The sequence below is a fragment of the Prevotella marseillensis genome, from assembly GCF_900625065.1.
Classification (GTDB): Bacteria; Bacteroidota; Bacteroidia; order Bacteroidales; family Bacteroidaceae; genus Prevotella; species Prevotella rara.
Genome location: NZ_UYXY01000001.1, coordinates 2,401,010 through 2,415,215 on the forward strand (window position 1 = coordinate 2,401,010; position 14,206 = coordinate 2,415,215).

A 14,206-nucleotide genomic window follows, 5' to 3' on the forward strand; every position below is an offset into this window, starting at 1 on the left:
AAGCATAAAATGATAAACTTCAAAATCATATATAAGGTTATAGGCTCGCTGCTCTTTATTGAAGCGATAATGATGCTCTACAGCCTGTGCGTGTCGCTCTACTATAAAGAAGACGACATTATGGCGTTTGTCATATCAATAGCCATAACCGTCACCACGGCCATAGGACTGAAATATAAGGGCTATCATGCCGAAAACAGCATGGGACGCCGCGACGCTTATCTGCTTGTAACGCTGACATGGGTCATATTCAGTATTCTTGGGGCCTTGCCGTTCGTGATAAGCGGATATATACCGAGCTTCACTGATGCCTTCTTTGAGACGATGTCTGGCTTCACAACCACAGGAGCCACGATTATCGACGATGTGGAGAGCCTGCCCCACGGCCTCGTGTTCTGGCGCTCCATGACCCACTGGATCGGCGGCCTTGGTATCGTGTTCTTCACCATTGCCATATTGCCGTCGCTCGTAGGCGGAAGCATGAAGGTGTTCTCGGCAGAGGCTACGGGCCCGATAAAGACGAAGATGCACCCACGACTGAGCACCAACGCCAAGGCTATATGGGCCGTCTACCTGCTTCTCACCGTAGGATGCGCAGCCAGCTTCTATGTTGCCGGCATGAGTCTTTTCGACTGTCTTAACTACTCAATGTCGATAACGGCCACAGGAGGCTTCGCACCTCACAACTCAAGTACAGGCCATTTCCATTCGGCCGTGATTGACTATATCTCTATAATATTCATGTTTCTGTCGGGAACTAACTTCACCCTGCTGTATCTAAGTCTCTTTAAGGGCAAGATAAAGTCGGTTGTGAAGGATGCCGAACTTAAGTTCTACTTCTGTGTTGTGGCCCTGGCCACTGCCGGAATTATGTTCTTCCTGATAAAAGACCTTAACTATAATCTGGCCGACTCGTTACGCTACGCACTGTTCCAGGTAGTAGCGTTTATAACAACAACTGGTATATTCAACGCCGACGCGGGCAAATGGCCGCACATAACATGGGTGATTCTCAGTATCTGCATGTTTGTCGGAGCATGTGCCGGCAGCACGAGCGGCGGCTTTAAGTGCATCAGAAGCGTCATTCTGCTGAAGATTATAAAGAACGAGTTCAGGCACATCATTCATCCCAAGGCCGTGCTGCCCGTAAAGATAAGCAACAACACGGTGCCCTATCAGGCGCAGGCCACGCTGCTTGTGTTTCTGTCTCTCTATCTCGCCGTGTGCCTGTTTGCATATTTCTCGCTTACATGCATGGGCATAGACAGCACCAACTCCGTAACGATAGCGTTGAGCTGTGCCAGCAACGTCGGCCCTACGCTCGGTCTTGAGATAGGTCCTACGATGTCGTGGAGCGGCATTCCTGACGCCGGAAAATGGATTTGCTCGATACTGATGCTTATGGGGCGTCTCGAGTTTTTCAGCGTACTGGTGCTGTTCACACCTGCTTTCTGGAAGGAAAACTGATGCTTGCGTGAATCAACAAGAGTCTGTTTTTTATATAAGACTTTACTTACAGGAAACGGACTTTTACCTTTATATAAGAAATAATGAATAATGCATCTGCTGCGGAATTATTAATTTCATCCGCAACAGATGCATTATTCATTTTCTGCGCCATTACAGCGGCTATATTCTTAACAAGACTTACACATTGTAAACACACTGAAGGCGGCTGTCATTGCCGCCCTTTCTCGTGCCTGTTGCTATCTGAATTCTTATTTTCAGATGGCGTACCTGCCGGCGCATCACCGTCTGCCGCAGCATTGCCGGCCTGAAGATACTCCTCGATGTCGCGCTTCATACGCATGAACGGACCTGAAGTGTAATAGCCCATGTTCTTCTTCAGCATCTGCTCTATGTCCTGAACGCTGTGAGAATAGCACGAAAGCTCGTTGCGCATCTGCGTTGAATGTACTGCCTGACGCCTTATCTCATTCTCACGCTCACGCACAAGCCGCTCGCACACCTTGGTCATTACGGGCACCACCACCTTGTCGAACAGATGATGTCCCTGTATATACAGATAGGTGGTGTCGGGCGTTACGCCAAGGCTTATCAGCTCTTTCTTCAGCGCCAGATACGACTCCTTGGCGTTGGGGTTATGATGATGCAGCCAGTTGATTTTCTTTGTAACCTTGTTGCGCACGTTGGCTATGGCCTGCTCCGGTGCGCCAAGACTGAAGCTGCCTATCTCTATCACGCGGTTAAACTCAGTTATGGTGAACTGCGTGTAGATGTCTCTGCGGTAGTACCATATAGACCATACGAACAAAGGGAAGATGGCCTCGCTGTACTGCTTGAGGAACTCGCTGAAGTTGAATATGGCGTGGTCGTTGAGCGTAACCATCACACAGACATTGTGCAGCGACGGGGCATAGCACTGAAGGTTCTCTATCGAATAGGCATAGGTGTGAAAGACGAACGGATTGCTTAGAATGTTGCGCGACGTAACCGTAGCGCCCTGTATCAGATAGTCGTAGTCGGCATCCACGCAGGCTATCATGTCCTGCCCCACCTTGCCGTATAACAAGTTCATAAGCACGGAGCGCTTGCCCCGCTCGAGCGTGTTGTGCGACGGCAGCATCACCTCAAAATATTTTGTGTCGTCCTCATAGCTGCCGAGCAGCATGCGCCAGAAGAGCACGTCGTCGTAGCTCTCAACGTAGGCCACGATGCGCCGGCGGGCAGTCTTCGACTTCAGTCTGTTTGCCGCCTCAAAGTATTTTGAGTTTATGTTGTCCTTCAGCCGCCTGTTCATATGCCCTAAACCTTAACGTAAGTTCTGGTCGGTGATGTCGCTCACCTCTGTAACATTGTCCATCCATCCGTTCATTATCACGGCCGGCGAGTGTGTCGTCAGGATAATCTGCACGTTAGGATTAAGGTCGAGAATGAGGTCGATGAGCCTCTTCTGCCACTCGATGTGCAGACTGACTTCAGGCTCATCCATGAACAGCACGTAAGGAAGATTGTCCTCTATGAGCACCGTGAGCAATATAACCAGCATCTGCTTCTCGCCGCTCGAGAGCTGATAGGGATGCAGCGTCTCGCCTATCTGCGTGAATCTTATCTCGTTTTCGGTGCGTATAATCTTCTTTCCGGTATCAGAAAAGAGGTCGTCTATCAGGTCCTGAAACTTCTTCTTGGGCTCCGACAGCTGCTGCGCCTTCACCGCCGCGTCGGGCTCTCCGCTCTGAAGGGCCGCAATGATGCGGTTGCCGATGTTCACCTGATAGTCGAGAAACTTGCGCTGAAGCTTGAACAGCTGCCAGTCGAGCTCTGTCACAAGGTTGGCTCCCACCTCGCTCAGCATGTCGGCATTGAGCAGCGGACGGTCGAAGGAGCGTATCACGTCGAACCGTATATACGTGGCGTCAGCCGGATTTACCTTGATGTGAACACCCTTGAGCAGATGGTTGTATATGTCGCCAGTTATGCCGACGCTCTTCACCAGCTTGTTAAGGATGGTGCTCTTGCCCACTCCGTTTATGCCGCTAAGGACGTTCACCTTGCGGTCGAGGTTCCACTCCACATGGCGGCGCCCGCTCCATAGCGACTCTATCTCCACCTGTTCTATATAGTCAGCGTATTTCTGCATAATATCAAATTAATAAGCTCTTTAGACAGCAAATATAATTATTTTATCCGAAAATGTGTACCTTTGCACCCGTAAATATATCAAAAAAATAAAAAAACAACATGCAAAACAATCGTCCGCTAATTGCTCACCTCTGCCTGTTCTTCGCATGTGCGTTCTGGGGTCTGATGGCTCCGCTCGGCAAAGATGCCATGACGCACGGCATAACGGGCATAGACATGGTGACATTCAGGGTAACAGGAGGAGCCATCCTGTTCTGGCTGACATCGCTGTTCACGCCAAAGGAACACGTTCCGCGCAAAGACCTGCTCATGCTTATAGGAGCTGCCATATTCGGCCTTGTGACCAACCAGTGCTGCTACACGATAGGCCTGAGCATAACATCGCCCATCAACGCGAGCATCGTCACGACGTCGATGCCTATCTTCGCGATGATTCTGGCAGCAATAATACTTAAAGAACCCATAACGGGCAAGAAGGCCCTGGGCGTGGTGTTCGGATGCACGGGCGCCGTGATACTGATAGTTACGAGTGCGGCTGCGGCAAGCTCTAAGGTGGGCGACATCCGCGGCGACCTGCTCTGCCTCGGCGCGCAGCTGTCGTTTGCGCTCTACCTGTCGCTCTTCAGCAAGCTGATAAAGCGCTACTCGGTGATAACCGTGAACAAATGGATGTTCACCTATGCCACGATACTTATCCTGCCGTTCACGTTCAACCACGTGGCAGGCATCAACTTTGCGGCTGTGCCTACAAGCACATGGCTCGAAACGGGCTTCGTGGTGTTCTTCGGCACATACATAAGCTACATCCTGATGATGATAGGACAGCACACGCTGCGCCCCACCGTGGTGAGCATATACAACTATGTGCAGCCGCTCGTGTCGGTTACGGTGAGCATACTCACGGGCATCGGCGTGTTCAAGCCGAGCCAGGGACTGGCCGTCATACTGGTTTGTCTCGGCGTATGGCTCGTAACCAAGTCGAAGTCGCGTGCCGACATGGTGAAGGAACAAGACGCTACGCAAAAGCAGGCATAGGCCTGACGCAGAAAAATCTACATAACAAAGTCCGGCAAGAGGCGGGCTGCGGTTTCATGACAACTGAACCACAGGCGCGGCTTTTGCCGGATTTTTTGTATCATGACATATTGCAAGACATAAAAATCTAAACGGATACAGAAGGGATGACGGGAAACCTGACCGGACAGACAGGCAGCACGCCGCAGACGGAACCTGACCGGCTGTAGGCACGACACTGACCAACCGCCAAACAAGACACATAAACATATCCTCCGGCCGGCGCTGATTTACGGGCGATGAGAAAGTAAAAAATCAGGACATGAGTTTTCTTTAATCTGGAAAACGAAACGCAAACAGAAGTTAACGGCACTGACGTTACGGCTGCACACATTTAACATTTCATTACATCTGCATAGCTTATAAAGCCAAAAACCGCCGTTTTTCCGACTGAAATTCAATGGTTTTACGCTGCAAAACGTGCCCTTTCGACTTGCAAAAGGTATGCTTTTGCAACGTAAAAGCATACCTTTTAGGCATAAGGAAGATACGATTAGCGCCACAGAAGCTACTAACTCACTGATTAGCAACAGGTTATAAAAAGCCTCGTTTTTTACGTATTTTCGCGTCAAAACACGTTTCTGCGCAGGGCATGGCCATTCTGAGAGCGTTAAACAGACTGAGTTTTCTGTTTTTATCCCCAACCAAACATCACCATTCAGCCCATTATCTGCTCCATGCCGGGCAGGCCGCCGCCGGCTTGTTTGCAGCCATTGCCATTCATGCCAAGACCATAACGGCACGTAAAGGCAGGCTGAAAGCATAAACAAGACAGCTAACAGAAATAAGCATAAAGCATGATGCCGGATGCGGCTTACGGCTGATTTCAGCCTATAAGGCGGCAACGCCTTGCGTACATTATATATAATGCGCGCGCATATTTACAGAAATGATATTCTGTCATAACCACAAAAGGCATCATGCGCGCCTTATCCAAAGGGCGCACATTCCGCCGAACTCTCTATTATTCAGCATGTTACAATCACGCAGAATCACACATAGCTGGCAAACAAGGCATAAAAAAGGCCTTAGCACATGACATATTATTACGACAAAATGTCACCACGTGGCACACTTTATGCCACATTTTCGCCTTTGGCACACGATTTGTATAAAAGTAAGCGAATTAATTAACATCGATAAAAACAAAAAAAATATATAATTATGGGAAAGATTATAGGAATTGACTTAGGTACAACAAACTCATGCGTTGCAGTTTTCGAAGGCAACGAACCTGTTGTAATAGCAAATAGTGAAGGTAAGCGCACCACTCCTTCTGTAGTGGGCTTCGTAAAAGACGGTGAGCGCAAAATCGGTGACCCGGCTAAACGTCAGGCCATAACAAACCCGAAGAACACCGTTTACTCAATCAAGCGCTTCATGGGCGAAACTTACGCTCAGTGTGAAAAAGAGACAACACGTGTGCCGTTCACAGTAGTCAACGAAGGCGGATATCCCCGCGTTGACATCGAAGGCCGCAAATATACTCCGCAGGAAATTTCTGCAATGGTTCTTCAGAAGATGAAGAAGACAGCAGAAGACTATCTCGGACAGGAAGTTACAGACGCCGTAATCACCGTTCCGGCATACTTCTCTGACTCACAGCGTCAGGCTACAAAAGAGGCCGGACAGATTGCAGGACTCAACGTTCGCCGTATCGTCAACGAGCCTACAGCCGCAGCTTTGGCTTATGGTGTTGACAAGGCAAACAAAGACATGAAGATTGCTGTGTTCGACCTTGGTGGTGGTACATTCGATATCTCTATCCTTGAGTTCGGCGGCGGCGTGTTCGAGGTGCTTTCTACTAACGGTGACACTCACCTTGGCGGTGACGACTTCGACCAGGTTATTATCGACTGGCTCGTTAACGACTTCAAGGCTGCTGAAGGCATCGACCTCTCTAAAGACCCGATGGCAATGCAGCGTCTGAAGGAAGCTGCCGAGAAGGCTAAGATTGAGCTGTCAAGCTCTACATCTACAGAGATCAACCTGCCTTACATCACAGCTGAAGGCGGTGTGCCAAAGCACTTGGTAAAGAATCTTACACGTGCTCAGTTCGAGCAGCTGGCTCACTCTCTGATCCAGGCTTGTCTCGTTCCTTGCCAGAACGCCATAAGAGACGCCAAGCTTAACACAGCCGACATTGACGAGGTTATCCTCGTAGGTGGTTCAAGCCGTATACCTGCCGTACAGGAGCTGGTTAAGAACTACTTCGGCAAAGAGCCTTCAAAGGGCGTTAACCCTGACGAGGTTGTGGCAGTAGGTGCATCAATCCAGGGTGCTATCCTTAACAAGGAAGGCGGCGTAGGCGACATCGTGCTCCTCGACGTAACACCTCTTACACTGGGTATCGAGACAATGGGTGGCGTAATGACAAAACTTATCGACGCCAACACCACAATACCTTGCAAGAAGAGCGAAGTGTTCTCAACAGCAGCCGACAACCAGACCGAGGTTACAATCCACGTTCTGCAGGGTGAGCGCCCGATGGCAGCACAGAACAAGAGCATCGGTCAGTTCAACCTGACAGGCATCGCTCCGGCACGTCGTGGTGTTCCTCAGATTGAGGTTACATTCGATATCGACGCCAACGGTATCCTGAAGGTTTCTGCAAAGGATAAGGCTACAGGCAAGGAGCAGGCCATCCGCATCGAGGCTTCATCAGGTCTGAGCAAAGAAGAAATCGACCGCATGAAGGCAGAGGCAGAGCAGAACGCTGAAAACGACAAGAAAGAGCGTGAGCGCATCGACAAGATGAACCAGGCTGACTCAATGATCTTCACCACCGAAAACTTCCTGAAGGATAACGGTGACAAGATTCCGGCTGACCAGAAGGGCAACATCGAGAACGCACTCAACCAGCTCCGCGATGCTCACAAGAGCGGCGACATCACAGCCATAGACAACGCCATCAACGGCCTCAACACTGTTATGCAGGCAGCCAGCGCTCAGATGTATCAGAACGCAGGCGGTGCACAGCCTAACGCAGGCCAGGGCTTCAACGGCGCCAACGCCGGAGGTCAGCAGGCTCAGAACAACGGCAAGGCTGACGACAACGTACAGGACGCTGACTTTGAGGAAGTGAAATAAGGTTTCATAACCTAATATGATATAAGAAGTCCGTGTAACTTATTGAGTTGCACGGACTTCTTGTTTTATTCTACCACAATGTTTAATTACACATAAAAGACAATAAAAAGGGCTGAAACCATCAAATTGATTTCAGCCCTACTTATGTTTAGTAAAATAGGTTTTATCTTATGGCAATAATTCTAAAATCTGATTTTTCGCATTGTTGTCTGTCCTGATTCAGAAGTATGCTTAACGATATAAACACCATGAGTCAGGTTATGACCAGGAACCTGGATACCTTGGAGATTGAAAACTTCCAGTTTACCTTCCTCAGAACAGCATATTGTTCCCTCCGGAGTTACGTAAATTGAAACATTAGTTATTTCATTATTTCTGATATCAGTTGCTCCGGTTTCAATGTGTGCCTTTGCGGCATTGTCTATAATACCGGTCTTACCATTTATCAGCAAAGCTACGATTGACAGATATTTTGTGCTCTGTACTCTCGGCAGCTCAATATCCTTAGTGAAATCATAAAATTCTCCAACCTCAACCTCTGAAGGCATACTGTTTTCTATTCCATTATAATCGAATATACCTCTTGCCACATGATTGAATTTAATCGGTGCCGGATTCGGAAGGTTTTCAAAGCCTCCCATCTCACCATTCGCACCTCCGGAATAAGCATTTGCCTGCGTAACTCCGGTGATACTGTCCTCAAGTATGACAAAAGCTATGCGATAGTCAAGATCCTTGCCTGGATTAGCAAACGTCGCCGTAACCTTTGCATGTACGACATTGTCTTCTAAGTTTGCACTTGTCACCATGCTGGCAACGGCCTGGTCCCTTACAAGATTCTTGTATTCACTTTCAAGATTACCCGACAACGGACTGCAAACCTTTTGCGGGTCTCTGTTAATGATGCAGTTTGGATATGAGTCGAAATAATTCTGTATAGGTGCATAAGTGTCCTCGCTGAAGACATCTCTATCGTGAGCGGCTATACCGATAAATGTATCAGGATATTTCTCATCCATATACTCGAAAGCCACAATTCCTTTAGGACACCATCCGCACCAAGTGCCAGTACCTTCTTCAACAACCATCCTTCTTACAAAAGAATTCTCTGTAACTTTGATATATGCAACAACATCATTATTAACAGGATTGGCATCTTCTATGCCATTAACAGAAACAAGTTTCATATTGACTGTGTGCATTCCAAATTCGTTAATAGCAGGCACATCAATGCTGAAGCTTGTAGAAGAACCGCCTGTAAGATACGTGGTTTTCTCAATTGTCTGAGTTTCGCCGTTGTCAATATTGTATTCAACCTTATAGCCCTTTATAGCCTTAGTCGAAAGATTTTCAAGTTTTGCCGTAAGTTTAAATCCCTCACCCGGTTTTACCAATGTTTCATTGTTTACTATTAAGCGTGCGTCTTCGGGCAAGTCTTCGCCTTCAATGCGGACAGCAATATTCAGAGCATTGTATTTATACTCTTCATTACCGGCATAGTCTATCCATGCGTTGTCTCCGTCTTTCACCCAACATCCGTTTACATTATAAATGCTTGAACGTCCTATAGGGTTTATACCTACGCAAGAATATCCCACATAAAATCCCTTGCCGCTTATTACGTATGCATCATCGAAACTAAAAGAAGCCACACCTGTTTTTTGCGAACCGAACGTTTTCTCTGTTTCAGGTGTACCGTCTAGATCTTCAGTAATGAACACCTTCAATTCACTTACCGAATTATACAGTCCAACACGTACAGCCGTAGCCTTCTTTCCCTTGTAAAGTTCTGCTACTTCAGAAGGTATGTATATGGCTCCCGAAACAGTTGTATTCTGCCCTATACCGATACCATTTATAGTCAAAAGTAAGTGAAATGCGAAAAATCATTCAAAAAATAGTATCTTTGCACTATGGAAATTCAGTTGTCGACATCAGAAATGGAAGTTTTGCGTAAACTTCAACGGAATTTAGCCGGAAGTTCCGACTATGCCCGTGTGACTTGCATTCTGATGTTGGGCATGGGTAATACGCCCTCTTTCGTGTCCTCATGTCTTGGAATAGACGTTTCCACTGTATACCGTTATCGTTCCGCTTATTTACATGGTGGTGCTGATGAACTTCTGGAAAACCGTTACAAGGGTTATTGGGGGCTTCTTGACAGCCGTCAGCTGGCAGCCTTGTGCAAGGAACTACGCGAGCACATATATACGGATGCCAAAGGTGTGGCGGCCTGGATAAAGTCCGCATTCGGCGTTGAATACACTCCCCAGGGGGTTGCAGACTTGCTGAACCGCATCGGATTTACCTATAAGAAGACATCGGAAGTCCCTTGTGAGGCTGATGCCTCAAGGCAGGCGGCCTTTGCCGGGAAACTTTCAGAAATTCTTTCCGGTATGCCGGAAGATGCGGTGGTTTATTATGCGGACGGTGTCCATCCGACCCACAACAGCCGTTCCACTTATGCGTGGATAGAGAAAGGCGAGAGACTTGAACAGCCGACCGTCAGCGGTCGTGACAGGGTGAACATCAACGGGTTGCTTAATGCATATGACGTGACAGATGTGATAGCGCATGACTGTGAGAGCGTCAATGCCGAATCCACCCGGGATGTTTATCAGTCAGCCTTGGAAAGGCATCCCGAAGCTTCCGTCATCTATATCATCTCCGACAATGCCCGCTATTATCACAACAAAAAGCTCAAGGAATGGGTAAACGGGACGAAAATCAAACAGATATTCCTGCCGCCTTACTCGCCGAACCTCAATTTGATTGAAAGGCTTTGGAAGTTCCTCAGGAAGAAGGTCATTAACACCGGATTCTACAGGACAAAAGAGAAATTCAGACAGGCCATCAAGGATTTCTTCGACAATATCGGAAACTATAAAGAAGAGTTGGAGTCACTTCTAACTCTCAAATTTCGTTTGTGTAATTCGCAAACCATTTCTTTTTAACTATAAAATGATATTATCACTGTATCCCCAATAAATTTGGGCCGCTACATCAGCCCGGCCAAGCATAAAGAGCAAAGATAATAATAATAATTTTAGATATTTCATTTTGAATAAAATAAATAGGGTATGATGTTATTATTGTCTTTTTATAAAAATCGGATTACGACCTTCCGTTGCAGGGAGGTCGTAATCCGGACAAAAAGATTATCTGCATACATTAACTTTGACGTTGTTCATAGAACCGTCAGCAGCAACAGTGTGTATTATATACAATCCAACAGGAAGATTGACTGCCAAAGAATTCTGCGAGCCGTTCAGATTAAACATCTTTATCATCTTACCGCTGATATCATATACATAAACCTTCTTAAGGTTATTTTCATTAAAGTTCAAAGTAGAAGTCTTTGAATCATACCATACAGAGTTAGCACCAATATTTACATTTTCAATACTGCCTGCAATGCCCCTTACTGCCATATGTATAACAGGAACCTTCCAATATGCCATCGGTGAACCGTCACTAAGGATTGATCTTGTATTTTCAAAATCATCATTGTTGAACATCTTAAACAATGCAGGATAGTCATTTCCAACCAAACCGTTCTTGACAACTGCTATACACAAGTTTTTATCTTTCTTGTATTCAAATTCTTCAGAAAGGATGAAAGACATAAAGTTTGTTCCAGGATTGATTGTTACAGATCCTTCGTAAACCTGTGTCATATCTTCAAGTGGAATAGCCTCGCTTTCAGTCTTGAAGATCGTCTTGTCCGTATTGCACATATAGATTTTTACATCTACCGGACCAAGAACAGAAGTGATTTCGTTACCGGTATATTCATATGCTATACGGCTTATACTTCCGTCAGTCTCAACATTGATCTCGTCTGCAAAATATAACGTCTGTGTCATACTTTCACCTACGATGAACGACATAGGAATTCTGGTGTCATCACCTATTGTATTTTCATCTGTAACGAGAACATTGTACGGCGGCATGCCTTCCGGCAAAACATTTACAGTATACGGTTCTGTAACATTATTACTTTCGTCGCCGTCACCCTCAATTTCAACCAAGCCAACAAGTTCGACCTGGTCTTCAACATCAGGAACGTAAGTTACAGTAACTTCTGCAGTCTTGAACATTTCAACAGCAGGAACATCTGTAGTTGAACCTAAGACAACATAGTTACCATTGTCTACACGTGCAATCTTAACTTCGTATTTGTCTGCCGTCTTATAAGAGTTGTTGTACAGTTTTACCTTACATGTATTATTTCCATTGCATACTGCGTCAATAATTCCGTCCAAGCTTACAGCGCTCATATCTACAGGATGAATCTCCTCTATCGTTACTTCCTGCAAGCTGAAGATATCGTCGCCTGTTACCAAAGACACGTCTATTCCATAATTGTAAACACCTGTCTCCTTAATTTCAACAATGTCTTCAAATGTCTTAACGTAGTAATATTCATCTGCAGAGTAATCCTTCTCTTCGCGAAGCACGTTTGTCATATCGCCAGCAGTCTTTCCTTGACCGACAGCAATTCTAAAGTCTTCCTTACAGCCATTAGGACCATAATAAGTCTTTATCTTTGTTGTTATTTTATACGTCTTTCCTGCTTCCAGCTTGACATCCGGTGAAATCAACCAACAGTTTTCTCTCTGATGTGTTGTTGTCATCATTCCTTCGTCTCCAGCCATAGAGCCACCGCTCCATTCCCAATCGCCAAGATTTGTCCATGCTTCTGAGAGAATCTGGTCTGTGAAATTGAATTTCACAGGAGTTGTGTATGCTGCTCCGGCTATGAACTTCTCTGTCTCTGTTGTCTCACCGACACCTGTTACGTTTGAAGTCTGTATTGTATAATAGTAGCACTGCTGATTACCTAGATTTGTATCTGTAAATGTAGTTTCAGTCTGGTCTTTAGCAATTTCAATTTCGTCAGGATAACGTATGATTGTATATTTAAGTCCATCAGGATTTACATATCCGCCGTTCATACCATATTCTGGAGCATCCCATGTAACAGTAACACTTTCTCCATTGTTCTTCACCACAATATTTCCGACAGCTCCGGGAACATCCTCGCCTACGAAAACGCTAATGCTGTCCTTGATACCTTTTCCAAATTCATTGCACGGAACAACATAATATGTGTTTATTCCTGCATTTGGAGTTTCATCTGTCCATGACATTTCCTGTCCTTCCTTGCCTTCTGCAGGGAGAGTAGCCGCCGGTGTTTCTGAACCGTCCTTATATATCTGTACTTCTTTCAGGTCTGTAAGTTCCTTTTTATTCCACTGCAATGAAGGATTCGTCCATGTCAATGTGCTTTTCATTAATCCTGTCATATCGGGAGTAGCTTTCAAATCCTGAACTTTTGCAGGTGCATTCTCATTTTCAGGCAACGTATAAGGAATATACAGTCCTACGAAATCACCCCAGAATGCTCCAAGAGCTTCCATATTACCAGTTTCCAGATTTACAGTATACAATTGCTGCTTGTTATCATCTGCTCTAAGGGCGATCCAATATAAGTCACCTGTAGTTAGTCAAATGACATTGTTCCATAATAAGCTGTAACAAACGAACTTCCGTTATAAGAAAGCTTCACTTCTTTTTTAACATCGAAGTTGTCTGTATCATATGCAATAAGCTTTGCACCTACGTTACTTTCACCTTCATATATTGAATTCTGCACCCATAATGTACCTTCCATATCTACAGACATAGCAAAAGATATGAAATCAAAATCATGCAGTTTTGTCGGCGTACCCGTAGCTCTGTCTATTTTGTAAAGAGTTGACACCTGTGCCTGATTTTCTTTTGTTGTCTGTCCAAGAGCATACACCTCGTCTTTCACGGGGTTATATGTCATGCAATACAACGTATAGCTATGCCAGTTGTCATAAAAATCATCTCCCTGCTCGAAATTCTTGACTATATCCAGTTCTCCCGTCTCCGGTTCAACTTTTACAAAGGCATACGGATAGTCATATCCCAATGAATACTGGAAAATATAAAATGCATAATAAGCATCGCCGCCCCAGCATCCACATCTCAGACCATCAACGAATGACTGTGAACCAGGATTCCAAGTTTTTAGCTTTATAGCATTTTGAGGCTCTTTTGACCAGAACTTATACCATCCACGCTCTTGATTGTAATAATTATCCAATGTTGTTGCATACATCAGGATTCCTTTTTCTTTTTCCTCATTAGGATTCACTTTTTGCATGCCATTAGTCTGTAGTTTAGAGCTAACTCCTAATTTAAAATCAGGAAATTTTTGTCCCGTTTGCGCATGAACGGAAAACGATGTTGCTGCTACTAAAAGTAACAAAAACAAATAGTAACTTTTTTTCATAGATAAAGTTTTTGTTGTTAACAATTATTGTTTTAATAAAGATTTCAAGCCATATCAAGCTTGATTTTGTTGAGAGGATGCCGCCTGCAGGTGTGTATGCAAAGAGGACTGTGA

Annotated in this window: 9 protein-coding genes; 4 read left to right on the plus strand and 5 right to left on the minus strand. The window is 45.6% G+C overall.

Annotation, left to right across the window (positions count from 1 at the left end; all coding sequences use genetic code 11):
- Positions 1–9 precede the first annotated feature (9 nt).
- Positions 10–1,467: a TrkH family potassium uptake protein gene (locus tag EJL04_RS09770; protein ID WP_021855712.1), complete on the plus strand. Its 1,458-nt coding sequence runs from the start codon at positions 10–12 to the stop codon at positions 1,465–1,467.
- Positions 1,468–1,678: 211 nt separating this feature from the next.
- Here EJL04_RS09770 and EJL04_RS09775 read toward each other — a convergent pair whose 3' ends face one another.
- Together EJL04_RS09775 and EJL04_RS09780 are read right to left on the minus strand one after the other, a co-directional pair.
- On the minus strand, positions 1,679–2,761 hold the full coding sequence (locus EJL04_RS09775) for a DUF4435 domain-containing protein (RefSeq protein WP_125104809.1): 1,083 nt from the start codon (positions 2,759–2,761) through the stop codon (positions 1,679–1,681).
- A gap of 12 nt (positions 2,762–2,773) precedes the next feature.
- Positions 2,774–3,601, minus strand: a complete 828-nt coding sequence (locus EJL04_RS09780) for an AAA family ATPase (protein WP_125104810.1) — start codon at positions 3,599–3,601, stop codon at positions 2,774–2,776.
- 101 nt (positions 3,602–3,702) lie between these two features.
- Between EJL04_RS09780 and EJL04_RS09785 the strand changes: the two genes are divergently transcribed.
- Complete coding sequence (locus tag EJL04_RS09785; protein WP_021855715.1) at positions 3,703–4,638, plus strand: DMT family transporter; 936 nt, start codon at positions 3,703–3,705, stop codon at positions 4,636–4,638.
- Positions 4,639–5,841: 1,203 nt separating this feature from the next.
- Positions 5,842–7,767, plus strand: a complete 1,926-nt coding sequence (dnaK, locus tag EJL04_RS09790) for a molecular chaperone DnaK (protein WP_053397963.1) — start codon at positions 5,842–5,844, stop codon at positions 7,765–7,767.
- Between the two features lie 182 nt (positions 7,768–7,949).
- On the opposite strand, the gene EJL04_RS09795 is transcribed toward dnaK, so the two are convergent.
- Positions 7,950–9,632: an Omp28-related outer membrane protein gene (locus EJL04_RS09795; RefSeq protein ID WP_125104811.1), complete on the minus strand. Its 1,683-nt coding sequence runs from the start codon at positions 9,630–9,632 to the stop codon at positions 7,950–7,952.
- 48 nt (positions 9,633–9,680) lie between these two features.
- Here EJL04_RS09795 and EJL04_RS09800 point away from each other — a divergent pair, with 48 nt between their 5' ends.
- Positions 9,681–10,721, plus strand: coding sequence for an IS630 family transposase (locus EJL04_RS09800; RefSeq protein ID WP_125103825.1), 1,041 nt, complete (start codon positions 9,681–9,683; stop codon positions 10,719–10,721).
- 204 nt (positions 10,722–10,925) lie between these two features.
- Here the strand turns inward: EJL04_RS09800 and EJL04_RS09805 are convergent, their stop codons facing one another.
- Positions 10,926–13,190, minus strand: a complete 2,265-nt coding sequence (locus tag EJL04_RS09805; protein WP_164511748.1) for a T9SS type A sorting domain-containing protein — start codon at positions 13,188–13,190, stop codon at positions 10,926–10,928.
- Positions 13,191–13,273: 83 nt separating this feature from the next.
- On the minus strand, positions 13,274–14,092 hold the full coding sequence (locus tag EJL04_RS09810) for a hypothetical protein (protein WP_125104813.1): 819 nt from the start codon (positions 14,090–14,092) through the stop codon (positions 13,274–13,276).
- Positions 14,093–14,206: the final 114 nt, after the last annotated feature.